The 23,520-nt window shown below is 58.3% G+C and carries 19 protein-coding genes; 12 read left to right on the top strand and 7 right to left on the bottom strand.

The window, feature by feature from the left end; all coding sequences use genetic code 11:
• The first annotated feature begins 51 nt into the window (after positions 1-51).
• Entirely contained in the window at positions 52-1,173 is a 1,122-nt protein-coding gene (locus tag FHW77_RS01925) for an acyltransferase family protein (protein ID WP_003585596.1), read from the top strand.
• Positions 1,174-1,218: 45 nt separating this feature from the next.
• Positions 1,219-2,547 (top strand): hypothetical protein, encoded by a 1,329-nt coding sequence (locus FHW77_RS01920; RefSeq protein WP_003585594.1) that lies wholly within the window; start codon positions 1,219-1,221, stop codon positions 2,545-2,547.
• A 104-nt stretch (positions 2,548-2,651) separates the two neighbouring features.
• On the opposite strand, the gene FHW77_RS01915 is transcribed toward FHW77_RS01920, so the two are convergent.
• Positions 2,652-3,704: an acyltransferase family protein gene (locus FHW77_RS01915; RefSeq protein WP_003585592.1), complete on the bottom strand. Its 1,053-nt coding sequence runs from the start codon at positions 3,702-3,704 to the stop codon at positions 2,652-2,654.
• Positions 3,705-4,134: 430 nt separating this feature from the next.
• Between FHW77_RS01915 and FHW77_RS01910 the strand changes: the two genes are divergently transcribed.
• From FHW77_RS01910 to FHW77_RS01890, 5 genes are all read left to right on the top strand, one after another.
• Positions 4,135-4,992 (top strand): hypothetical protein, encoded by an 858-nt coding sequence (locus FHW77_RS01910; RefSeq protein WP_100911205.1) that lies wholly within the window; start codon positions 4,135-4,137, stop codon positions 4,990-4,992.
• A 130-nt stretch (positions 4,993-5,122) separates the two neighbouring features.
• On the top strand, positions 5,123-7,381 hold the full coding sequence (locus FHW77_RS01905; RefSeq protein WP_044459175.1) for a polysaccharide biosynthesis tyrosine autokinase: 2,259 nt from the start codon (positions 5,123-5,125) through the stop codon (positions 7,379-7,381).
• On the top strand, positions 7,374-8,051 hold the full coding sequence (locus FHW77_RS01900; RefSeq protein WP_044459174.1) for a hypothetical protein: 678 nt from the start codon (positions 7,374-7,376) through the stop codon (positions 8,049-8,051). Before FHW77_RS01905 ends, FHW77_RS01900 begins: the two co-directional genes overlap by 8 nt.
• Before the next feature lie 73 nt (positions 8,052-8,124).
• Positions 8,125-9,654 carry an O-antigen ligase family protein gene (locus FHW77_RS01895; protein WP_004445567.1) on the top strand — a complete coding sequence of 510 codons (1,530 nt, stop codon included), beginning with the start codon at positions 8,125-8,127 and terminating at the stop codon, positions 9,652-9,654.
• A gap of 2 nt (positions 9,655-9,656) precedes the next feature.
• Entirely contained in the window at positions 9,657-10,862 is a 1,206-nt protein-coding gene (locus FHW77_RS01890) for a glycosyltransferase family 4 protein (protein ID WP_037092746.1), read from the top strand.
• Here FHW77_RS01890 and FHW77_RS01885 read toward each other — a convergent pair whose 3' ends face one another.
• Both FHW77_RS01885 and FHW77_RS01880 read right to left on the bottom strand, forming a co-directional pair.
• On the bottom strand, positions 10,863-11,957 hold the full coding sequence (locus tag FHW77_RS01885; protein ID WP_044459173.1) for a glycosyltransferase family 4 protein: 1,095 nt from the start codon (positions 11,955-11,957) through the stop codon (positions 10,863-10,865).
• A 55-nt stretch (positions 11,958-12,012) separates the two neighbouring features.
• Positions 12,013-13,161, bottom strand: coding sequence for a glycosyltransferase family 4 protein (locus FHW77_RS01880; protein ID WP_004445571.1), 1,149 nt, complete (start codon positions 13,159-13,161; stop codon positions 12,013-12,015).
• 417 nt (positions 13,162-13,578) lie between these two features.
• Between FHW77_RS01880 and FHW77_RS01875 the strand changes: the two genes are divergently transcribed.
• Both FHW77_RS01875 and FHW77_RS01870 read left to right on the top strand, forming a co-directional pair.
• A complete protein-coding gene (locus tag FHW77_RS01875; protein ID WP_004445574.1) occupies positions 13,579-14,916 on the top strand; it encodes an SGNH/GDSL hydrolase family protein in 1,338 nt (445 codons plus the stop codon).
• 126 nt (positions 14,917-15,042) lie between these two features.
• Entirely contained in the window at positions 15,043-16,428 is a 1,386-nt protein-coding gene (locus FHW77_RS01870; protein WP_004445576.1) for an O-antigen ligase family protein, read from the top strand.
• 29 nt (positions 16,429-16,457) lie between these two features.
• Here the strand turns inward: FHW77_RS01870 and greA are convergent, their stop codons facing one another.
• The gene (gene greA, locus FHW77_RS01865) at positions 16,458-16,940 is read right to left on the bottom strand and encodes a transcription elongation factor GreA (protein ID WP_004445578.1); all 483 of its coding nucleotides are present in this window, start codon (positions 16,938-16,940) and stop codon (positions 16,458-16,460) included.
• Positions 16,941-17,212: 272 nt separating this feature from the next.
• Here greA and eglC point away from each other — a divergent pair, with 272 nt between their 5' ends.
• A complete protein-coding gene (gene eglC / locus FHW77_RS01860) occupies positions 17,213-18,610 on the top strand; it encodes an endo-1,3-1,4-beta-glycanase EglC (RefSeq protein WP_004445580.1) in 1,398 nt (465 codons plus the stop codon).
• A 79-nt stretch (positions 18,611-18,689) separates the two neighbouring features.
• Here eglC and FHW77_RS01855 read toward each other — a convergent pair whose 3' ends face one another.
• The 3 genes from FHW77_RS01855 to FHW77_RS01845 all read right to left on the bottom strand — a co-directional run bounded on the left by FHW77_RS01855 (position 18,690) and on the right by FHW77_RS01845 (position 20,968).
• Positions 18,690-19,604 carry a TIM barrel protein gene (locus FHW77_RS01855; RefSeq protein WP_004445582.1) on the bottom strand — a complete coding sequence of 305 codons (915 nt, stop codon included), beginning with the start codon at positions 19,602-19,604 and terminating at the stop codon, positions 18,690-18,692.
• Between the two features lie 400 nt (positions 19,605-20,004).
• On the bottom strand, positions 20,005-20,343 hold the full coding sequence (locus FHW77_RS01850) for a hypothetical protein (RefSeq protein ID WP_044459172.1): 339 nt from the start codon (positions 20,341-20,343) through the stop codon (positions 20,005-20,007).
• Between the two features lie 133 nt (positions 20,344-20,476).
• Positions 20,477-20,968 carry a hypothetical protein gene (locus tag FHW77_RS01845; RefSeq protein WP_004445587.1) on the bottom strand — a complete coding sequence of 164 codons (492 nt, stop codon included), beginning with the start codon at positions 20,966-20,968 and terminating at the stop codon, positions 20,477-20,479.
• Between the two features lie 132 nt (positions 20,969-21,100).
• Here FHW77_RS01845 and FHW77_RS01840 point away from each other — a divergent pair, with 132 nt between their 5' ends.
• Positions 21,101-23,083 (top strand): AfsR/SARP family transcriptional regulator, encoded by a 1,983-nt coding sequence (locus FHW77_RS01840; RefSeq protein ID WP_004445588.1) that lies wholly within the window; start codon positions 21,101-21,103, stop codon positions 23,081-23,083.
• An 8-nt stretch (positions 23,084-23,091) separates the two neighbouring features.
• Positions 23,092-23,520 carry a hypothetical protein gene (locus FHW77_RS01835; RefSeq protein WP_004445589.1) on the top strand — a complete coding sequence of 143 codons (429 nt, stop codon included), beginning with the start codon at positions 23,092-23,094 and terminating at the stop codon, positions 23,518-23,520.

Below are 23,520 nucleotides of genomic sequence, written 5' to 3'. Positions count from 1 at the left end.
CGCCGCTGCACCATTGATATTATTATTTTATTTTAGAAAATTTGGATTCCCATGTCTTCTCAAAGCAGCGGAAAGCTTCCGAGAAACTATAATCTCGACATGTTGCGCGGTCTTGCCGCAGTTTGCGTTGCTTATTCTCATCTGGCGCTGAAGATGCACAATCGCGGCGATACTGATGGAGTGACCCGGGCCCTTTTCGATGTCACCAAGGTTTTTCTCGATGTCGGCAAATTCGGCGTGATCGTGCTGTTCGCGCTCGGCGGTTACTTCATTCTCTCATCGCTGCAAAATGCCGCGATGCGGTATCGGAAACCGCTTACCGCCTTTGTACTGCATCGGTTTTTCCATCTTTATCCCGCCTACTGGCTGTCCCTGTTTTTCGGCGTGCTGCTGCCCTGGGATGACCCGGGCAAGATATTCCCGGCCCATGTCGTCGCCATCAACGCCACGATGCTGCAGGGCTTTTTCATGACGGAAAATGTCATGGGACTCTACTGGACCCTGCAGATCAATCTGACTTTTTACGCGCTGTGCGTGCTGCTGTTCCTGATGGGACGAGCAGCCGATTTGCGGGTGGTGACGGCTGCAACAGTTGCGCTTTTTGGTTTTGCGGCAATTCTCTCCCTCGTAAGATACAAGCTCGGCATCAAGATGCCGGTTGCCCTGCCGCTGATGGTGGGTGTGTGCTTTCTGGCATCGCTGTGGAAGGCGTCAGATGCCGGGCGCAACCGTGACAGTCGATATTGTGCCTGGATTGCGGTCGGCACTTTCTACGCAATGCTTCTCCCCATCTGCCTCCTGGCCTATTCGCATGACTACGGCTTCGAGGAGACCTGGTATCGCTACGCCATCAGCTACGGCACAGGCATGACGGTTTTCCTTGCGGTTTCGGCGATGAAGAGGCCTGTCCTCAATCGGCTGGCGCCCCTCGGCGGTGCAAGCTACGCCATTTTTCTGTGTCATCCGTCCGTCTATGCGGCTCTCGACAGGATCGGGTTTACGCCAGCCAATACATCGCTGTCCCCATCCATCGTTATGGCTATTTCTGTCCTCTTGGCCATCACATGCGGCCTGGCCGCCAATCGTTTTGTTTTAGCACCCGTGCTCGCCTGGGGAGAGAATGTCGTCAATTCGGCATCCCGCAGACATTTAAGTGCAACCTTGGCCCGTTAAATTGAGATAGGAACATAGTCAGCAAGAATACGGCAGGAGATGTTGATGAAAGAAAACAGGCCTGTCGGTGCTCGCTCCATGACGCGACGTACATTGCTCTCTGCAGCCTCTTTCGCCTTCGCGGCAGCCGGTGGTCTGCGTGCCGCAGCGGCGAAGGTCAAAACCGATTTTTCTGCCGATACGGAGGCATTTCTGGACAGTGTTGGAGTGTGCGGCCATTTCACCCGCACACGTGGTGTCTATCCGGAACAATTCGACCGCATCCTTCCGGAACTCAAGGCTCTCGGAGTGCGCCATTTACGCGACGAAGGCATCATCTTTCCTGAAGACCGCCGGGAAAGCGCCTCCTTTAAGCGGCTGCGCCAGATCGTTGCGTCAGGCCTGCGCCTCACCGTCATCTGTTTTGACGATCTCAACCCCTATCTGAGCACGCCATTGGACAGGCTCGTGGATTTCTACGACTGGTGCGATGGCGGCATCGAGGTTTTCGAAGGCAGCAACGAACCCGTGCTTACGTCCGATCCGAAAAATGCGCCGCGCCTTTCGGCGCAACATCAGACTGCATTGCACGACGCCATCCGCGCAAACCCCGCGCTCCGGGATCTTCCCCTTGCCGCGCCAAGCTATGTCCTCAGCAACAGGGCGCTGGCGTTTGATCTCGCGAAGGTTTGCCAATATGGCAATATTCACCCCTATGCGGGGATGGAACACCCCGAAACGACCGGGCCGGGCGCCCTCTCGAAGTCTCTTGCCGCTTCCGCGCACATAGCAGCAGGCAGGCCGACGCTCGCCACCGAAATCGGCTACCATAGCGCCCTGAAGACCCAGAGCTTTCATTTTCCTGTCACCGAAGGAATAAGGGCGCGCTACATGCCGCGCACGCTCCTGTGGTGCTTCATCAATGGTATCCGCCGGACATATATCTATGAAATGGTGTCAAGCTTCGCCCGGGATGACACCAATCCCGAGTCCTCCTTCGGCCTGCTGCGCCACGATCTGAGCCGCACCGCCGCCTATGAGGCGGTGCGCGCCCTGCTCTCGCTCCTGACGGCAAGACGCCAGACCGCGCCCACGCAATGCCAACTCGAATTCGTCGAAAGCGCCTCCGAAAGTGTTTCCCTGAGACTGTCGCGACCGGATGGCGCGCTGCTTGTGCCGGTTTGGCTTGCAATATCGGGCTGGCAATGGCCGGCGCAGATCGAAAACCCGCCAACCGAACGTGCAGCAAGCTTTATCGTTACCGGTGCACACAGCCAGGTGATTGCCCACCGCTTTCAGGACGACGGCTCCGTTATCCAGCGCGTTATTCCGCAGGAAGGCGGGCAATATCGGCTTGCCGTCAGCGACCAGTTGACGGTGCTGGAAGTTTTTTGAACACTCACCTTCCAGCCGCAGCGTGAAACCTCCGCCCACACCGGGCGGGTGACTGGCGCGGCCGACATCTTTCGCGTGATCGACCGGGCAGTTGCTCTCACCGCTCAATGTTGAAGGGAGAGCCGCCTGACGCCGTCTCTTTTGCGATAGGCTCGATTAATCGGCGCCTCGATGAATCGATAAGACGCCAAGCCGCACACGATCGTCAGCAGCAAAGCCAGAACACCTGTGATGAGCACCGACACGATACCCGACAACCCCGTTACCCCGACAGCCTTCATTGCAATTTGAATCACCAGATTGTGGACGAGATAGATGGAATAGCTGGCATTTCCCAGATGGATCAGCAGCCAATGCCTTGCAACATAACCGTTCTGTTCAAGGAAGACGCAGCCGGAAACCAACAGCAGTCCCGAAACGCCCCAGGTCAGAGGCCGCACAATGTTGTTGTTATAGAGCTCGAATCCCGAGCTTGTCGCGAGAATGACTGACGCTCCGGCAACGATGAGAAACCAGGCCCCTCTCGGCCCCAGGAAGGGCGGCTTGCCTTTCCTCGCGCAGAAAAATGTCCCGAAGGCGGCACCCAGGGCGAAATCCAGCATCACCGGGCTGCTGTAATACCGCAGGTAACCATCAAACGAAAACAGTAATCCGGATAGCACAAATGAACAGAGAAAGAATATAATAAACGATATTCTCGTATAAAAATTCCCCACAACCATCAAAATCGAAAAAACAACATAAAAGAACATTTCGTAGTTAAGGGTCCACCCGACAGACAAGACCGGCTCCCAGAATCCTCCGCGTTCAAATGGTATGAAAAACAGGGATTTCCAGACGTAGCTCGGCTGCAACTCCATAACGCCGAGAGGGCGCGCGCCGAGGAGAAAAATAAAGACGATTATGAATGTCATTATCCAGTAAATCGGAACGACCCTGACAATTCTGTTCACCAGGAATTTCAAGGGATCGCCATCTTTGTTGTGAGTTGTGACGACCATTATGAATCCGCTCAGAACGAAGAATATGTCGACGCCGGAAGCACCGGCCTCGTATCGTCTGACACCGGGGAAAACCCGGTCGATAACGGGCATGAAATGATGGAAAAAGACCATGAACGCAGCAACCGCGCGTAAAACCTGAAGATTGATGATCATCAAATCAATATCCGTATGAATTTGGGATTAATCAAAAAATTATATTGATATAACAGGTGCTTAACTCGGAAAAACCGGAGAAATTATAATTTTGCCACGCAGTGCGAAAAGTAAATGAGCAAGACGGGAAGACAAAATATCTCCCTTTATTCAAACATCAGCTAAAATCAAACAATTCCATATGCCTGTCAATTCCTCAGGACCTAGGAGAAGAACTTCGTGACTTTCATCGCTCGCCGACCAACGCCGTATCAAGCCTTGGGCAGCTATCGCCGGTTAAGGATACTTAAGAAGTTGCGGTTGCGTCGTTGTTTTAGCACTTGATCCGCCGCCTAGCCTATGCGATCTAAGAAGAACATTTTAAGTGCTGAATAACCATATCGGCATTGCGCGTAATTAAAGTCGTATTTTAAAAATTTGGAGAGTTGTGATGTCTCGCCTTCTTAATGGCTCGGCGCTCACCGGTGCGATATTGATTATCGGCACGGTTATAGTTTCCGCCTCAGCCCATGCACAGAATGTCGAACCTGCGCCAGGCGCGCCGCAGCAGCAGGCCGCGCCCGCCCAGAGCGTGACGACAGGCGCACCGATCAAAGCCCCCGATGAAAGCACCGCCGCCTTTCTGGGGCGGGTGAACACGACCAGTCCAGACATGGTTCCCCTTGCCGCCGCTGAAGCGTTCAAGCAGTCTCCGACGTCGCCAACGGTCAGGGATCTGATCGCCGTCGCTTCCAGCACCGATGCCGCCACGGCCGAGCTGGCGGCGAAGGTGACGGGCGGATTTCCGATCATCGCCGTCTCCACCAGTGCCGCGCAGTTTTCCGAGCAGATTTCCGCACTTGTACTGAGCGACTCCAGCCAGTTGCCCGCCGTCGTCGCATTGGCACAGAAGGTCGGCAACAAGGATTTCTCGGAAGTGGTGGGCGAAGGTCTGGCGCTTGCCTATTCCGCGGCGATGCAGAACAACAACACGATCCTTGCGGCCGCCATTCAGCTGCAGACGAAGGGTGCCGGCGTGCCTTCCGATCTGCTGATCGCCTTCAGCGAAAACATTGAAGGAACCGCGGCCGGCCCGGCTGCGGCAGCAGCACCCGCGGCCGCAGCAGCCGCCTCGCCGATCGGCGGCGCGGGCTCCACTCCTGCGAGCGGCAACAGCGTCGGTGGTTCGGCGGGCGGCCAGACCGGGGCGGGTACCGCGCAGTCCGGTGGAACAGGCGCGCCTGCCGGCCGTGGCAGGTCGCTTTCCACCGGCAGCACCAGTACGCCGGTCAGCACCAGCCCCGTTTAACAGGGCCTTGCCGATCTCCCTGCGGGAGCGGCGATCGCCCGAAACGTGATGCAACCGGGACTTTGGCAGGCCCTGTGCATGCCTAAAAAAGCGAGGCTGACAGTTGTTGCAAAGGCACGATCCACTGACGATGGCCGATTTCGATAAAAACGGCTTTACGGCTGACTTTATCGATATAGACGCCGCACTTGCGACGGTTCGCCGTCAGTGGCGTATCGTGCTGGCGGCCGTCGCCGTTGCCGGGGCAATCGGCCTTGCTTTCGCAGCCACAGCCGTTCCGATCTATTCGGCTACTGCAACCCTTTTGATAGACCGCAACAACAGCCAGGTTGTCGAACAGCTTTCGACGATCGGGGGCGTGATCGAGGACGAGGCGTCCATTCTCAGCCAGGTCGAGGTGCTGCAATCGGAAACCATCGGCCTCGCCGTGGTCGACAGCCTCAACCTGACGGAAAACCAGGAATTCAGGGCAACACGCGCCTCGTTCCTAAGCTCCGTGCTGGGCACCATCCGCTCACTTGTCAACGTATCGCAATGGTTCGCGCCAGCGACAAAAGAGGCGGTAGTGGATGACGGAACCCTGAAAAGGGGTCTTTCGGACCGGTTGCTGCAGGGTCTCAGCGTCAAGCGTATCGGCCGGACCTATGCGCTGGAACTCACCTATAATTCGACGTCGCCGGTCCTTGCAGCGCAGATCGTCAACGCGGTCGCCGCAGCCTATCTGGTGGACAAGCTGAATTCCAAATATGAGGCAACGAGGCGGGCGAGCGACTGGCTGTCCGATCGCATTGCCGAACTGCGCCAGAGGGCGCTCGACACCGACCTCGCCGTCCAGAAATTCCGTGCTGAGCATAACCTGATCTCGACCGGCAATAACGGGCTGCTTTCCGACCAGCAGCTGGCGGAGTCGAACAGCGCGCTTATCCTGGCGCAATCGGAAACCGCCAGGGCGCGGGCAAGAGTGCAACGCATCGAACACATCCTCGCCACCGACGACGTCGATGCGGTCGTGACGGATATTCTCGACAGTTCGGTCGCAAACGACCTGCGGAAGAAATATCTCGAATCCTCGAAGGTCGAAGCCGAGATCACCGGCCGGCTGGGCGCCAACCATGTGCAGGCGGTGCGTCTGCGCAACGAGATGCAGGAATATCGCAGGCTGATGTTCCAGGAAATCAGCCGTATCGCGCAAAGTTATAAGAGCGATCTGGAAGTTTCCGAAGCAAGGGAGAAATCCCTGGCCGAAACCGTCGCCAAGGCCACCAATATCAGCAACTCCGCCGGCGAGACGCAGGTTCAGCTTCGCGAATTGCAGCGCGAGGCGGAAACCTACAAGAACATGTATCAGACATTCCTGCAGCGTTATCAGGAGGCCATGCAGCAGCAGTCCTTCCCGGTGACGGAAGCGCGCGTGATCTCCAAGGCCGTACCGCCGAGAACGCCGAGCAAGCCGAACAAGGCGCTCATTCTGGCGCTGTTCATGATCATGGGTGCGGCCGCGGGCGGCGGCGTCGCCATGTTCCGCGAATTCCGCGATCGCTTTTTTCGCACGGGGGAGCAGGTCCGCGACGTCCTTGGCCTGGAATTTCTGGGCAATACACCGCTTGTGCCGAACAAGCTGGCCGCAGACACGGAGCCGAGAGGGCAAGATGGCGGCCCAACCGTTACGCGCCCCTCCGGCGTTGCCCGTTATGCCGTAGACCACCCGCTCTCCTCCTTCGCCGAAACACTGCGCAGCACGCGGCTGGCGATCGATCTCGGCATAGCGGCAAAAAACGGCGCCAGGGTCGTCGGCGTCGTCTCCGCCCTGCCGGGTGAGGGAAAATCGACAATTTCCATCAATCTCGCGCAGCTTCTGGCCGCACAGGGCGCAAGGGTGCTGCTGCTCGATGCGGATATTCGCAACCCGGGCGCCACCCGCGCCCTTGCCCGCCACGCGACAGCAGGCCTGCTTGAAGTGCTGCTGGAAGGTCGCTCCATCCGCGATGCGCTTGTGCATGATGAAAAGACTCGGCTTGCTTTCCTGCCCACGGTCGTCAAGCAGCGTGTCCCGCACTCCTCGGAACTCCTGACTTCCGCGCAGATGCACCGCCTGCTGGCCGAGGCAAGCGGGGCCTTCGATTACATCATCGTCGACCTGCCGCCACTTGGCCCCGTTGTTGATGCGCGGGCGATGGCCGGCCGGATCGACGGCTTCGTTTTCGTCACGGAATGGGGCAAAACCGCACGGCGGGCGGTTCGCAACACCATCGAAAACGAAGTTCAAATCCGCAAGAAATGTCTGGGCGTCATTCTCAACAAGGTCGACACGGAGAAGCTCAAGCTTTACCGGGCTTACGGTTCAAGCGAATATTATCATTCCCGCTACACGCGATATTATCATGACTAGGACCGCTGGCGTGCCGAGCCTGCGCAGGGTCCTGACGGTCACGCCGGTATTGATCGTTTCGCTATTTGTGTTGTTGCTCGCGGCCCAGGCTTTTTCCGAAACACGACGGTTTTCCGATATCATCGCTTTGGCGCGCATTGCCGACGAGGACAATGGTCTCTCTCCCGATCTGCTGACGAAAACCGTCGAGGGTCTGCAGCCCGTCATTGCCGAAAAAATCTGCCGTTCGGATATCATCAAGGCCGGGATGCGGCTCGTGCTTGCCGATATCGACGCCCATGCCGGGGATGCATCGCCAGAAGCGGATGCCATGCGCCTCGGTTTTGCCGAAACCTATATGCGCCACGCCCTGTCGTGTCTTCCCGCCAATGGCGATGTCTGGCTGCGCCTCGCCATGGTTCGCTCGTTGCGCAACGCCTCTGCCATGGAAATCGCCGTGCTGACGAATTTCTCCCAGCTTTATGGCCCCGCCGATGCCAATCTGATCCGCGGGCGCTTCGTCATCTGGCAACAATTTACCAAAGGCGCCCTACCGCAGGCTGAGGCGGCCCGTGAAGCCGACACCGCGATCGTCTGCGGCAGGCAGGGCGAAATATTGCGATGGTCGTTGCGGCATGTCTGCTCCCAGGAGCTTCAGACCGGCATGCAAAGCGCCAAACCACGGCCCTGAGATACACGGAAGCGCCAAGTCCTTTCTTTAGTTCATCGTCACCACAACAAGCAGATCTCAAAAGCCGAACATCATGCAGATACTCGACGCTCCACCGGAATTGCTGTCATCCTCGCCGCCCCGGCCGGCATTTGTTCTGCATCGCGCCCAGGCAATCGTCACGATCGCTTTCTGGACCATATTCCTGCTTGCCTTGCTCAATCGCGGCGCAACCGACATCGAAAGCCGGATCGTCATCACATTCGCCGCCTATCTGCTGCTCCTTGCCGCCCTGCCTCTCTTCGGCCCGCCCCAGCCCGCCATAGGGAAGGCCCTGGCAGCGGCCTGTCTTCTGCTCGGCGCACTGATGCTTCAGGTCTTGCTTCAGACATCCGCCAGGCACGGCATATTGCCGCCCAACCCCGCCTGGTCCGCCGCAGCGATGTTTACGCAGGTGGCACCCGCGGCCACGATCTCGCTCACGCCGGCAGATGACTGGCTGGGCCTGCTGAGCGCCGCCTTGCCCTTTGGCGCCTTCATGACCGGGCTCGTGATCTGTAATACGGACGAGCGTGCGGCAAAAGCACTGCGATGCTTCGCAATCGCCGGCGGCTGGCTGTCGCTGGGCGCTATCCTGCAATTTCTCCTGTTTCCCGATATGCTCGGCCTTATTCAAAAGCGTTTTTATCTCGGCAGCCTGACGGGGCTCTTCGTCAACCGCAATACGGCGGCGACTTTCTTCGGGCTTATCCTGCTCACGCTTGTGGTGCTACTGAATAACAAGCTGGCGGCTCCGGATTGGGGAAGGGTGAGAGCGCTTGTGGCAAACCGCCTGACAGTGCCGGGCGATCAAAAACGCCTCATCCGCCACGCCGCCTTCATCGGCCTTCTGACCGGGTTCTGTTTCATCGCCCTGATGCTGACGGGATCACGCGCGGGCATCATGTCCAGTTTCGCGGCGCTGCTTTTGCTCATCCTTCTCATCGTTTTCAACTCACCCGGGCCCGGCCGGAATGTCGCGCCCTCACGGCGCAGAAGACGCGGCTCCAGACGACGCGCAGCAATCCTGCTCGCCATCGCCATCGGCCTCTTCGCCCTTTTTGCAAATCGTGTAGCGCTGCGTATGGAAACACGCCTCGAAGACGACATGCGCTTCTGCTATATGCCCGGTATTGCACGCGCGATAACGGATAACTGGCCCCTGGGCGCGGGGCTGGCCAGCTTTTCAGAAACCTACGCTCCCTATCATTCCGCGCAATGCGGCGTCGATGCCGTCGTCACCCATGCCCATAATGTGTATGCCGAGGGCTTGCTGACGCTCGGAGCCGCTTTCCCGTTTTACGCGGCATTTTTCCTGTTCGGCCAGTTGCTTATTTTCATTCGCGGGGCCCGCAGGCGCAAAACTTATCGTTATGCCTCGCATCTCGGCCTCGCCGGGCTGCTGCTAGTGGCGCTGCACTCGTCCCTCGATTTTTCACTGCAAGTGCCGGGCTTCGCCATGGCTTACGCCGTTTTCCTCGCACCCATCGTCACCCTTTGCCTGCACCCACCAGGAGCAGATCGGCGCAGACAAACTTCGGCCAATGCCGCTTCCTCCGTCTCGGCCGCCGGCACAGGAATTTAAACATGCGTATCTTGCAGGTGACATCACTGTTTTCTCCCGACCGTGTGGGAGGCGCGGAGATATTCGTCGAAGACCTTGCCCGGGGTTTGGCCGGGAAAGGACATACAATCGCGGTTGCCGCCATTTCCCGGGAGCGCCAGACCGCAGAATTGCGAGACGGTTTCGCCATTCATCGGCTTGGACATACGACGCCCTTTTTCATTGGGGATTGGGAGCGGCAATCAGAATGGAAACGCAAATATTATAAGGTCGCCGTCCAGATCGATCCCCGGCTGGTGCAGCGGCTGGCGCGCGTCATTGAGGATTTTCGCCCGGATGTGGTCAATACCCATTCCCTCTCGGAACTGACGCCGCTGATCTGGCCGATGATTGGCAGACGCGGTATTCCGCTTGTGCACTCCCTGCATGATTTCACCAGCATGTGCACCAATGGCTCCCTGTTTCACGAAGGGCATATCTGCGATGGCAGGAGCAAAAAATGCCGGGCCTTCTCCTGTCTGCACCGGCGCTGCCAAGGCGCGGTGGATGCTGTCACCGGCGTTGGCAGCGACATTCTGAAACGCCATCTGGAGGCCGGTTTTTTCACGCACGTTCCTGAAAATCGCCGCGCGATAATCTGGAACGCCATCGCACAACCAGAATCGTTGAACCCCCGCAAGGCCCGTGTTGCAGGAGAACCGCTGGTTTTCGGTTATCTCGGACGTATCGAAGAACCCAAGGGCGCCGATCTCCTTATCGATGCCATGCGGCTCCTGCCCCCGCAAGGTTGGCGAATGACCATGGCCGGTCGAGCGCCCGGCGGCATCGAAACCTATAAGCGAAAGGCATCAGGCCTGCCCGTCGACTTTCCCGGATATGTCGAGGCCGACAGTTTTTTTGCTGGCATAGATTGCCTCGTCGTGCCGCCTTTGTGGCCGGAGGCTTTCGGCAGAACGGTAGCGGAGGCCATTTTGCGCGGCGTCCCTGTCATTGGAGCCAATCTCGCCGGAGTTGCCGAACAGATTGGCCGCGACAGGCCGGACCGCCTTTTTGCGCCAGGTAATGCCAACGAACTTGCCGCCCGTATGATCGAGGCCATGAAAAATCCTGCCGTTCTCACAGAGTTGGCGCAAACCAGAGAGCGGATTTCTCAAGGCGTCGCGCCGGAACGGGTGATTTCCGCGTATGAAAAACTTTATGCTGATCTGCGGCGGCCGATCACGGCATAGTCAGGCCGTCTCGTGGAAAAGCTGCGCATATGTCTCCGCCGCCTTTTCCCAGGAATAAAGGCTGCGGTTTTCGTAACCCGCCTGGCGCAGCGTCTCCGCAAGCGCCGGCTCGCGAAAGAGCCGCTCCAGAGTTGCGACGAGACTATCGGTGTCCGAGGGATCGAAGGTCAGCGCGCCCATACCGGCAATTTCTGGTGTCGCAGAACGATTGGAGCAGACGACCGGGCATCCCAGTTGCTGCGCCTCCAGCACCGGCAGGCAGAAGCCCTCATAAGTGGAAGGCACGCAAAGGCAGGCTGCATGACGATAAAGTTCCGCCAGTTCCCGGTCATCTATGCCTGAAAGCCGGATAAGCCGGGCCTTCAATCCCGGATCGTCAAGCGTGTTGGCGATTTCTTCCGCCTCGTCGCGGCCCACATGGACAATACGCAGGTCCGGCATCGTCGGGCCCAATCGCGCAAAAGCCTTGCCCAGAAGGGCAAAATTCTTGTTCGAGGTCGCGTTTCCAACCGCCAGTATGTAACGCCCCGCGATCGGCGGCGGCGCAGCCGTGGCCCCTGCATCCAGCTTCAATGTGCTGTCGGAATGAATGGTCACGCTCTTGCGGGCAGCGCCGGGATAAAAACGCGCAAGATCCATTCGCGTCGCGTCGGATACACACGCGATCCGGTGCGAACCGGCCAGCATGAGGCGAAAAATGAAATCGGTGGTCAAGGCCGCCCGCCAGCCAATCTGTTCAGGTATGGTCTTGAAATAGAGATCGTGAACAAGGGTGATCCGACGCCTGCCGCCCAGCGGGCTGCCAAAAGGATCGGCATTAAAAAGCACGTCAATGCCTTCCCGGCGGCAAAGCACCGGCAGCGTCATGGCCTGCCGCAGCACGTCAAGCACCATGATGTGCGGCCGAGCCGTCTCTATCAGCCGCAGGCGGCTGTCGCGCAATTCCGCGGGCAATTGCGCCCGCGTCCAGGGCGAGCGCAGGATATAATCATCATCAGTCTGCTCCAGAAGCCGCTCCAGCAGGCTGAAGGTTACGCGGGCAACGCCGGAAGCTTTCCCGCCATACTGGCTCGGCATGTTCACGAGAATGCGCATTCCAACCTTCCACCCGTTTGGGATTGCCGCCTGTGAGCGGTCGCAGACCGCAGCGTCACGCTACTTCAGACAAAAGCGCGGAGATCGTCCTGCAGGTTTCCTCGAGCGAAAAACGCCGCATCACATCTTCCCGCCCCTTCTTCCCCAGTTTTTCAGCCAACGTCGGGTCCGCCAGGATGCGGCCCAGCGCCGCGGCCAGTGCCGGCGCATCCGCAGGCGGCACAAGCAGGCCGGTTTCACCATCACGGATGATCTCGGTGACCCCACCGCCGCGGGTGGCGACAACCGGTCGTCCGCACATCATGGCCTCCACCACCACACGACCAAACGGTTCGGCAACAACTGAGGTATGGGCAACCGCGTCCATCGCCGCCATCAACTCCGTTACATCCGGGCGAAAACCGAGAAACCGGACACGGGAATCAAGACCGAGACTGGATGCCAGCGTGCGGATGCGGGCTTCGTAAGCCTCCTGCCCGAAAAGCGCGCTGCCAACGATCACGGCCTGGACCCCCTCCATTGCAGCAATCGCCTCCAGGAAAACATGCTGCCCCTTCCATTCGCTCAACCGGCCGAACAATCCGATCAGTGGCTGTGGGCCAAGGCCGAGCTCCCTGCGCAATTGCTGCGCTCTTGCGGGGTCATAAACCGACGCTTTGGCTGGGTCGAAACCGTTATAGACGATGCGGACCTTGTCCTCCTCGCCTCCCGCCTTCACAAAAGCCCTGCCCGTCTCTTGCGAATTGACGGCAACCAGCCTTGCGAAAAGACGCGAGAATGTCAGCGAAGCGCGGCGGTTTGCGGCGCTGAAGGCGGGGTCGGTGACGATATCATGCAGGATCCAGATCAACGGCCGACGACTGAGCTTCGCCGCCAACGCGCAGACAAAAAGCGCCTTTTGCGAATTGGCGCAGATCACGTCATGGTTTTTTGCCTGACGGCTGAGCTGCCAGGCAACGGCCAAAACATCGACGGCCCCTCGCAGCATCGCACCGAACGACGAATCCCGCCGGATCGACAGCATTTTTTCTCCCGCAGACAGCAGAAGAGGCGGCCTGCCGCATTCCGCCAGATCGTCCGCTGCCCCACCGCCACTGAGGAAGCAGGCTCGCCAGGAGCGCGGCCCGGCCTTGACGATATCCGCCAGAAAAAGTTCGGCACCGCCCTTTTCCCCCGTGTGGCTGACGAAAAGCGCCGATGTCATGCCTTGAGCTCCACGGCATGCAGACACCAGGGATAGCACCACTCCGTCTTGCGGGCATCACCGGGGTCGGGGTCAGAACGACCGCCCCCTCCGTCAATGGCGGCGGGATATTCGGCGGAGACAGCAATTGAGAAATAACAATACTTGATCGCGCGGAAAAAAAGTGACATTCAAACCTTCGTGTGGACCAAAAATCCGACCCAGATAAAATAAAAAATCTATTTTATTTATATGCTTTAGTTGAAATCGAAGAAAATTCGTGACGTGCAGTTTTATTGCGATTCAGCGTCCGGCTCCCTGTGTTTTTCCCCGGGCCTCACCGCGGGGTTATTCTCTAGGGGCAGACAAGGAGACCGAAATGATGCTGCTCGAAGACAAGATATGCATATATATGACCGGAACGGAAGAGGTGCCGGCATGATCGGCGTATCGCTCGGCATTTCCCAACAAAACCGCACACCGATGGCGGGATCAGTCGATGCGTTCTCCCCCCTGCGCGCCCGTCTTGTTGCGGGCAAGAACGCCACGATCTTCGTGAATGGCGACAGCACCGCCCATGCGGACGACGGGCCATTCCAGCAATTCGCCATCATGCTTGGCGGCCTGCATGATATCAAGGTCGTGCTTTACCGCTGGGCGGAATGGCAGACCCATGCCGCGACGGGTCCCAAGGCCTATGCCGACCCGGTTATACTGCGCGCCGGCACGGGCGCGACGCTGACTGTCTATCTTGCCACACTGCCGGTTGGCAGGCCGGGCTACATGCTTGCCGAACAGCGCATGGCGGCGCTGCAAATTCCACGCCCCGACCTTTGCATCATGCATCACGGATATAATATGCAGAGCTTCGAAACGCCGGGCGGCATCCGAAGCCCCGGAAGGGCTGTCCTGCTTGGGCCGCTGGGCATGACCGAATGGCATTGGCCGGGCGCGGCACAGCTCATCACCACCCAAAACCCCTGGAAGGATGGAACGGGCTACGACAAAGTCTATCACACCATACTGGACGTCGCCCGGGCGCACCCGAACCTGACGCTGGTGGACACCCATGCGGCATTTATCGCAAACGGCAAGGACGCCACGCTTTACAACGACAATATTCATCCCAGCAGCACAGGTTCGGCGCTCATCGCCAGAACCTTGTTCGCCGCCTATCTGGCGTCAGCGCCGAATAGCGGCTTCGAAACTCCATGCTGGCCAAAACTATCCGCCACCAACCTGATCGCCAACGGCGATTTCACCGAATGGTCCGGGCCCGCTCCTTCAGGCTGGTCCCTTGCAGAGTCAGCCTCCGCCACCAAGAGCACGGAGGTCACCTTCTCCCCCTCTTTCGCCTATAGCCTCGCATTGCGAGCGAATGGCAGCGAGTTCAGCGGGCTTTTCCATTATTTCCGCAACGAAGAAGCGGCCGCGATGATCGGCAAGACTCTCTCCTTTGCGGTGCTCTATAAGAACAGCGCAGGACAACGCACTCCTTTTGTAGACTTGGTTGCTAAAAGCGGGGGCGATCTCAGGACGATCATCTGCGGCACCTTGCAATTTGGAGACGCTGGCATCCTCGATAACAGCGGCTGGATGTGGGCCACAGCCAATGGAATTCCGCTGGATCCCGACATCGATCCGAGCGGATACAGTTTCTACCTCCGAGTCCTCCCGGCCTTTGGCTATAGTGTCCCGACGTCCAATGCACCGCTTTACCTTCAAAGGATAATTGCGGTGGAAGGAGATTTGCCGAAAGGTAATCTCACCGGCTGAAGAATAAAGGAAAGGACTTGCACGCCGACGTGATCAGGATCACTATCCAACGCCTCACCCCACGGTCGCGGCGCCCAACAACCTCAGGACAATTTCATTGTCTGCAGCGAAGAATAAAGGCCGCGAATGACAAGTCATGCAAATAACGGGGCTGCTTATCCATCATCGATACCAGGTTTCGTCGTGGCGATGCCGTTTTATCCTTCCAAAATCATCGGTGTGCCTGGCGTGATCCTGGCGATCTTCGTTTTTTCCATTGGCTTTTTTATTCAATGCAACATCGTGACGAGCAATATCGGACTGCGCTTCCTGAACATTAGCGACATGCTGGTGTTGGTAACGCTTCCCGTTATCGCCATTCTCTATATTCGCTGCCTCACCCCCTCAATCATTCTTCTCTATCTCGTTCCGCTGACCGTTTTTTTTCTACTTTCTACTTTCTTCGCGGATGATCGTGGCGAAGGCGAATTTTATACGACAGCGCTGACATATTTTTACGCGATTTATTTCCTCTTTTTCGCCTATATGCTTTTCAAGGAGAACCTTCTCGAATTATTCTCTTGGGGCATGTTCATCGGTTTCATCGCGGTGACTATCCTGTTGTTCCTGGATGTCGTCATTCATGACAGGCTCGCCTCGCTTGGCCTATCCTTCATGTTCGATGAGGCGTCGGTGCTGGAGTCCGCGGCTCGAGGTGAAATAAGCCCGCTATTATTACGTTTGGAGAAGGCGGGGGGAATATGGCCAGTGGGCAACACGGCCGGACCGGCTTTCGCTCTAGCCGGTGCGGCAGCCGCTCATCTTGCGGAGCGCTACAAGCGCCCAATGCTCTTTGCTATATTTATACTGGTATATTTGGCCAGCTTCACGCTGACGCTCAATCGATCGGGCCTTTTTGCCGTAATCGCGATCGGACTCTATTTTTATTTTAGAAATTTTTCGATACGAATGCTGTTCAGCACCTATTTCGGTTTCGCTCTATCTGCGCTCGTCATCGCTGCCGTTTTGCCTTTCGGAATTCTCGATTTCGCAGAACAGGCGTTCTCGAAACGCTTTGTGGAGGACAGCCACAGTACCGACAACGTGCAGGAACGATGGACAACCATCGCAGGCGGCTTCCAAGTGATGCTCGATCACCCTTTCGGCGTCGGTTTCACGGCACGAATTCAGGAGCTTACGCAGGTCGCGGGTATCGGCACGCCGCATAACGGCTTTCTGGCTACTGCCTACGCCTCCGGCATCCCGTTTTGCCTTCTAGCTGCCTTCGCACTCGTCTATACGATCCTTCGGAAACGCAAAGTCGGTTTTTTCGCCTATTCCGCGATAGCGGTCATTATCGGTTACCAATTTGAAGAACTGAATTTTAATCCCGTCTTCATGGCGCATGTGGGACTAGCACTGGCATACGCCTCTATCGACCTCGATTTCAGGTTTTTCCTGAAGAACGCCATGATGCGGCTGACGGCAATGGCCAGCGGTGGAGGCAGCTCGGCAGTGCCATTTTCCCGGTGATAATGTTGGTGCCAATGCCAAGGAGCCGGTCACGAAATGTCGACAATTTCAATCTCCCTGTCAGCCAACCCGACAAAGTCTCCGACCGCTCTTCCCATCAAGGCCCGAGCCACCGGAGAAACATAGGACATCGATCCCCTGGCGGGATTGGCCTCATCCTCGCCAACGATCCGCAACCGCTGCGTGCGGCCATCGTCGCGGCGGAAGGTTACCAGATTGCCGAATGCCACAACGGCATTTGTGGGCGGATCTGGCATCACCTGAGCCGTACGGACTCGCTCCGCAAAATAACGCATGTCTCGCAATGGGCCGGCGGAAGCGCGCCGCCTTTCATTTACATCCTCGATCGCGCCAGCGGCTTCACAGGCTTCACGGGCCAATTGTAACTGCCCTTCCAGAGCTTTCAGCCCTGTCTTGGTCACCAGATTGGGATGAGGTGAAATCACCCGATCCGGCAGAACCGTTTCGGCTGCGGTCTCCGCACTGTCTTCCTTGGTAAAGGCTACACTCAATCCTGCAACTCCATTGCGACGGGATGCTGACAACAACCGCTAACCCGGAGCGATTTTGCCACTACCGGCAGCAACGCAGCAAGAGCACAAATCCAAGAAACGATCTTTCGATGTCGATCGAACAGGAACAAGCCAACTCTCTGCGTAACATCTCCCCTCCGTCCGGAACGGAACATACCCCTCATTTCTGGCCCTAACAGGAAGCTTTTCGCGCTGTTAGGCTGTTGTTCAGGAGGAGGGAGGAAGCGACGCGAACGGACAGGAGAAGGCTTATGGCCAGAACAGTTGTGAATGCGCTTGGAGACACACTCTACTATAGCGGCAGTTCCACCGGATTTTTCTCCGCCACGGGCTCCGGCCCGCTTCTTGCCGGTACGGCCGGCAATGATTCCATGTGGGGTGACAGTTCCGTCAATGTGACAATGGCGGGCGGCACCGGGGACGATATTTATTATCTTTATTCCAGCATCAATCGCGCCGTCGAAAATGCCGGAGAGGGTATCGATACGATCGACACCTGGATGAGCTATACACTTCCCGAAAATTTCGAAAACTTGCGGGTCACCGGCGATGGCCGTTATGCCTTCGGCAATTCGCTCGACAATATCATCACCGGCGGATCTGGCAGCCAGACGATTGACGGCGGTGCCGGCAATGATGTGCTGATTGGCGGCGGCGGTGCGGATACGTTCGTATTCACGAGCGGCAATGGCACCGATCTCATCATGGATTTCAGCGCCAATGACACGATCCGCCTCAATGGCTACGGCATTACCTCCTTCGAGCAGCTTGCAAGCAATGCCACGCAGCAGGGCAATGATCTGTGGCTGAATTTCTCGAATGGCGAAGCCGTCGTTTTGGCCGGAACGACCATAGACGATATCCAGCCCGACCAGTTCGAGCTCAGCCTCGACCGGTCATCCCTGACACAAACCTTTGCAGACGAGTTTGATACGCTGTCACTGCGCAACGGCGATCAGGGAACCTGGGATGCCAAATATTGGTGGGCACCGGAGAAGGGCAGTTCCCTGACGACGAATGGCGAGGCGCAGTGGTATGTCAACCCGGCATATACCGGTACGTCGGAGGTAGACCCGTTCAGCGTCAGAAACGGCGTCCTGACCATCACGGCTGCCGAGACCCCGCAATCGATCGCCGACGAGGTCGAGGGATATGATTACACCTCCGGGATGCTGAACACCTATTCCTCCTTCAGCCAGACCTATGGATATTTTGAAATTCGCGCCGATATGCCGACCGATCGCGGTGCCTGGCCGGCCTTCTGGCTTCTGCCGGAAGACGGGTCGTGGCCGCCGGAACTGGACGTCATCGAAATGCGCGGCCAAAATCCCAATACGCTCATCATGTCCACACATTCGAATGCGACCGGCGAACAGACTTCTGTCATCAACAATGTCAGCGTGCCGAGCACGGAGGGGTTTCACACATACGGCGTGTTGTGGGATGCCGAACACATCACCTGGTATTTCGATGATGTCGCCGTTGCGCAAACGGATACGCCTGACGATATGCATGATCCGATGTACATGGTCGTCAATCTTGCCGTCGGCGGCATGGCGGGAACACCCTCGGCAGGTGATTTCAGCGACGGTTCGCAAATGATGATCGACTACATCAGGGCCTATTCGCTCTCCGACTGGGCAGCGTGAACAGAATGCCGGCAGCCGCGTCCGCAACTGCCGGCATCTCCGGCGTCGGCCGATCGCGGCCGCGCGCAATTCGGTTCCCTCACTCTGCTGCGAGCAGTGTCCGTTCGGCATTAAGCGTCATCAGACGCCGCGCCGTTTCGAGGCTTGCGGGCTGCTCGGCCCGATAGCGACGGCCGATTTCCATCATCAGAACGGTGTCAGGCAGGAAGGTCAGTTCGGAGAAGATGCTCTCCCATTCGATGTCGCCCCAGCCGAGCGGCATATGCAGATCGCCGATGCCGAGCGCTGTGTTTTCCTGCGGAAAATAGGGCTGGTAGAAACCCTGCGGCCGGCCGAAGGAATCGTGGACATGGAGATGACCGGCGACCGGCGCCATGGCACGAAGCTGTTCACGGAAGTCCAGGCCACGATAAGTGGATTCGAGATATGCATGGCTGAAGTCGATCAGCGCCACGACATTGTCGTGGCCGACAGCCTTAACGGTCGCTGCCACCTCAGCCGGTGTCTGGCGGTATTGGCCGGGTTCGGTGGTGAAGATATTTTCGAGCGCAATCCGCACACCATAGGGCCGGCAGAATTCCGCGAGTTCGAAAAGCGCGTCGCGTTCACGATGATCGGCCTCTGCCCGCTCGGCGATCTGGTCAGCGCGCAGCGCGCCGCCATGCTGGACAAGAATACCCGCACCGATGCGGTCACAGAGAACGGCAAGCGCCTTCGCGGCATCGATCTGGTAGCGGCAGGTCACCGGATCCATGAAGTTGGATGAAACCAGGCCGTGCACCGTGTAACGGAAATCAAACTGCCTTGCGAGCGACACGAGACGGTCCGCGCGCTCCTCGATGATGCGGCCGCCGGCAACCACGTCGAGGCTGGTGGCGGCGATTTCGACGGTGTCGCAGCCAATATCGGCAAGGGCACGCAAATCGTTTTCAAGCGTGGCGAACTCGCCATCGTCCGAGCCGGCGTTAAAACCGGTACCAATAAGATTGCTCACTTCGTCATCTCCAGAGCTAAGAAAGTCATGCGAATTCGCGCGACCGCGCAGCGCGTCATGCCGCATCGAAAGATCAGGCCGGCCAGCACAGACATGGTCTGTCTCGGCCGAAGCGACGTGATAAGAAAAGTCCGTGCCCGCCGGCGAGGCCAACGGGTGGACCGTGGTGATGCGTCTCCATCGAGACCGATCACTCAATTAGGTTTGTTCATTTACAGCTTTATGACATTCCGCTGTGCGAAGTCCGCAAATCGACGTGGCGGAAGCGGCGCTACAGAGTTGCGGAGGAGCCGGACTGGATGTCCACCCAGTTTCGGGGGGTGCGACACTCTCCAAGTTCCGATGCCCGAATTAGTCGCGGACGATATCGGCGGTTGAAGCCCGTTTTGGGCAGGAGGAGTCAACCGAGATTACGCACCATGAAATAGATCAGCAGACAATGTCCAATCGCAAGCACTGCCCATGCCCATTTCGCGACCCTGATATCGGCGTCGACGACCATATTGCTGATTTCCGCCCGGCGTCCCGCTTCTTCTGCCTCGCGCACTTCCGGCGGGCGCGGCGGGAACGCCAGCCCGGCTTCCGCCTCTTCCACGACATGAAGCCTGTCTTTATGAGCTTGCGGACGTGGTTCCCCCTCGGCGCGCTCCGTCGAAAACGCACGGCTGTCGGAAGCGCTATTCACCGCCAGAAGCTGCGATGACACCCGCCTGTTACGCATGTTACCTTGATTGGGCATCATAATTTTCCACACAATAAAAATAAAAATATGCACCGGTATTCCCCGACCAAGCCTGAGCTCTGCCAGGTGAATCCACCGACCCCCTCTGCCCGCGCGCCGCGTTCTCCCCTGAACGCGAAGCACCCCGCAATCAGCGCGCCGCGCCCGCGGGAAAACTCCGCCCGCCCGGGTGAGGTTTCGCCTCCCGCTGGATCAGGAAAACTGATTTTTCCACCGGCAGCGGCTCCACCGTCCGGTAACGCTGAAAACGTCTGGAATATTCGAACCGGATGAGCCTGTCGTCGAATTTACCCGCCAGAACGCGATAGCCGTTGACCACCTCGTTCAGGATTTCCAGTTCCTCTCCCCACAGCCAGCCGCCATAGAAAGTGCCTTCGTTCGAACGCAGCACGATCTCGAAGAAGTGTCCGCCCGCCACGGCAGGCATGCGGAAGAGAATGTCGAGATTGTCCTCATCCTGATCATCGCATTTTTCCGCCGACAGCCTTGCATGCGCGACCTTCGCGTGAACCAGCGCCGAGACCGGATAAAACGGGCGGCCCTTGAACCACATGAATTCACTGACCGCGTATCCGACGTCATCGGCGCGCTGGTAAGGCTCAATACGCGGCTCGAATGCCATGTAGCTTCCGTTGAACGCTATCACTTTCGATGATCCCCGATACCTGTCGCCTGCCGGTTCCGCCCGTCATTCACGCTTCCGTTTGCGACAATAGGCAGGCGGCGTCACACCAGCGTCAAATCGAATGCTATGATGACTTTCAATTTCCCGGGCACGTTGTTAGATGGTGATTCAAGGGGGACGAAAGTGGCTGGGAACGATGAACTGATAGCGATCCGGCTTTTTGGCACCCCGCGCTGTGAAGCGGTGCGGGAGGCATTTTTTCCGTCCAAGGGTTTTGCCCTCACGGCCGCCCTGATCCTTGCTCCCAACCAGTCCCTGTCCCGCCAGCACCTCGCATCGCTGCTGTGGGAAGATGTCGAGCAAAAAAGGGCGCTGGGCAATTTGCGGCAGCTCATTCTGCGCCTTCAGAAACTCTTCGGCGACGACGAGGCCATTCTGCTGACGGAAGGGAATGATCTGAAGGCCGGAAAGCTGGCGCAGCGCACGGACCTCGCGCTTTTTCTCGCCGATGCGAGAGCCGAAAACCCGATGCGGCGGCTGAAGGCCCTTCTGGAGTTCGGCGGCGACCTTCTGGAGGGACTGGATGCCGGCCAGGACCATCTCTACCTCTGGCTGCTTTCAGAGCGTCGCCGTCTCAAGGACCTGTTTTTTTCGAGCTACACGCAGCTTCTGGAGGAGCTGACCCGCTTCGGTCGCGCCAGCTCGAATGATATCGCCAGACTTTCCGAGCGCGCGCGCAATATCGAGCCGGAGCGCGAAGAAACCTATCGTGCCGCCATGGCCTCCTATGCGCGGATCGGCAATATCAGCGGTTGCGAGAGCATGTACCAGCTGTTGCTGGAACAGCTCCGCCAGGAGGGACGCCCGCCGGAAGCCGAAACCGTCGCGCTGAGGCGGCGAATACAAAGCCTCACCGCGACAATCGCGACCCCCGCCGAGCCGGAGGAAAGCAGTCGCCGGCAATCGCTGGCAAAACCGCGCGTGGCTTTCTGCCGGCCGGCGCGGGTGGACGGGCTATCCGTTTCACCGGTGATGCAGGCCTTTGTCGAAGACGTCGCAAACAGCCTTGTGCGGTATCGGACCTTCACCGTCCTTTCACCGCACAGTACCTTTGCGCTCTCGCATGACCGGGCGGATGACGGATATGCCATGTTGCGGGCCGATTATCGCATCATGTCGACAGTTTTTGACGATGCCCGCATGTCCGTGGCGCTGATCGAGGAAACGACCGGTGAAATCGTCTGGTCGCTGGAGGCGGTGCTGACCGAAAGGCACATCCACGCGGCCTTCCGGCTGCTGTCCAAACAGGTGGCTGCTGCGCTTGCGCGGGAGATCGAGCGGCTTCAGGTGGAACCCGACCGTAACCACAGTGGCGAGGCTTACCGGCAATTGCTGGAGGGCCAGCAGCTTCTGCGCGGCAAATGCGACCTGCCGCTCCTGCGCAGGGCCCGCTCGATGTTCCGCAAGGCTGTCGATCTCGATCACGGAATGGCGGTCGCCCGCGCCCGCGTTGCGCAAAGTCTGCAACTGGAGTGGCTGATGCTGGGCGGTAACGACCCTCACCTGCTGCACCGCGCCAAGGCCGAGGCTGACGCCTCTGTGGAGATTGATCCGGCCCTCGGCGTCGGCCACTGGATGTGCGCGGTGGTGGCGCTTTATCAGCGGGATTTCGACATGTCTGCCGAGAAATTCTTCGAGGCGGAAGCGCTCGCCCCGAACTCAGCCGACCTGCTTCTCCAGCATGCCGATGCGCTCGCCCATTTCGGTGAGGCGGAAGTCGCGTGGGAAAAATTTCAGCAGGCCATCGACCTCAACCCGCTCGCCCCCGATATTTACTGGTGGGCTGGGGCCAGCATCGCGTTCAAGCGAGAAGATTATGGGGCCGCGGTGGAACTCTGCGGTCGCATGGAAGACGATGAGCCCGCGCTGCGAGTTCTGACCGCAAGTCACGCGCTCCACGGTGATCTGGCCGCCGCCCGGGAAGCCGGCAGCAGGCTACAGGAAAACTATCCGGGCATGACGGCAAGGGAGATCAGCAGCCTGTCTCCGGACCGCGACCCGGTAGCAAACGAAAAATTTTATCAAGCGCTTCGTTTAGCCGGGATCAAATAGGAGAGAATATGTCGTCGCATTTCTTTATCGTCGGGAAAAAGGGTTTTGGCGTTCTGTTCATTCGCACCACGCCGCTCAGGGTTGCTTCGGTATCGCACGAAACGATCACCGCCTATGAGGCGAGCCACCCCGGCGTGGATGGTTACGCCCGCGTGGCTGCAGCAGCCAAGGCCATGCTTGTCCGCCAGGACGGCCAACCTGAAGCCGAGCTGGACCAGGTCCAGATTCAAGGCATCGAGGCGCTTGTCTCAGGCGGCGCCGTCGTGTCCGAAGCCGATTTTGCCTTTATCGGTGAAGTGGTCGATGCCGGCTGGGATTTCAACCGCATGGTGCTGACGCCGATCGAAGCGGCACTGAAGGCAGTCGGGCCCGCGGGTTCGATCACCGGCGAATTGTTCGACGCGATCCTTGCCGACGACCCGAACGCCGCGCCCTGA

Source organism: Agrobacterium sp. RC10-4-1 (assembly GCF_014138475.1).
In the GTDB taxonomy this organism is placed as follows: Bacteria; Pseudomonadota; Alphaproteobacteria; order Rhizobiales; family Rhizobiaceae; genus Agrobacterium; species Agrobacterium pusense.
The sequence above is the reverse complement of the archived record's forward strand: the minus strand, read 5'-3'. Positions and strand labels throughout refer to the sequence as shown.

Coding starts and splice junctions, on each gene's coding strand:
- eglC (WP_004445580.1), top strand. CDS start 17,213: ATGGCCAGAACAGTTGTGAATGCGCTTGGAGACACACTCTACTATAGC.
- FHW77_RS01880 (WP_004445571.1), bottom strand. CDS start 13,161: ATGACATCGGCGCTTTTCGTCAGCCACACGGGGGAAAAGGGCGGTGCC.
- FHW77_RS01850 (WP_044459172.1), bottom strand. CDS start 20,343: ATGCCCAATCAAGGTAACATGCGTAACAGGCGGGTGTCATCGCAGCTT.
- FHW77_RS01910 (WP_100911205.1), top strand. CDS start 4,135: ATGTCTCGCCTTCTTAATGGCTCGGCGCTCACCGGTGCGATATTGATT.
- FHW77_RS01925 (WP_003585596.1), top strand. CDS start 52: ATGTCTTCTCAAAGCAGCGGAAAGCTTCCGAGAAACTATAATCTCGAC.
- FHW77_RS01895 (WP_004445567.1), top strand. CDS start 8,125: ATGCAGATACTCGACGCTCCACCGGAATTGCTGTCATCCTCGCCGCCC.
- FHW77_RS01890 (WP_037092746.1), top strand. CDS start 9,657: ATGCGTATCTTGCAGGTGACATCACTGTTTTCTCCCGACCGTGTGGGA.
- FHW77_RS01845 (WP_004445587.1), bottom strand. CDS start 20,968: ATGGCATTCGAGCCGCGTATTGAGCCTTACCAGCGCGCCGATGACGTC.
- FHW77_RS01915 (WP_003585592.1), bottom strand. CDS start 3,704: ATGATCATCAATCTTCAGGTTTTACGCGCGGTTGCTGCGTTCATGGTC.
- FHW77_RS01875 (WP_004445574.1), top strand. CDS start 13,579: ATGATCGGCGTATCGCTCGGCATTTCCCAACAAAACCGCACACCGATG.
- FHW77_RS01905 (WP_044459175.1), top strand. CDS start 5,123: ATGGCCGATTTCGATAAAAACGGCTTTACGGCTGACTTTATCGATATA.
- FHW77_RS01885 (WP_044459173.1), bottom strand. CDS start 11,957: ATGCGCATTCTCGTGAACATGCCGAGCCAGTATGGCGGGAAAGCTTCC.
- FHW77_RS01835 (WP_004445589.1), top strand. CDS start 23,092: ATGTCGTCGCATTTCTTTATCGTCGGGAAAAAGGGTTTTGGCGTTCTG.
- FHW77_RS01870 (WP_004445576.1), top strand. CDS start 15,043: ATGACAAGTCATGCAAATAACGGGGCTGCTTATCCATCATCGATACCA.
- FHW77_RS01900 (WP_044459174.1), top strand. CDS start 7,374: ATGACTAGGACCGCTGGCGTGCCGAGCCTGCGCAGGGTCCTGACGGTC.
- FHW77_RS01920 (WP_003585594.1), top strand. CDS start 1,219: ATGAAAGAAAACAGGCCTGTCGGTGCTCGCTCCATGACGCGACGTACA.
- FHW77_RS01840 (WP_004445588.1), top strand. CDS start 21,101: ATGACTTTCAATTTCCCGGGCACGTTGTTAGATGGTGATTCAAGGGGG.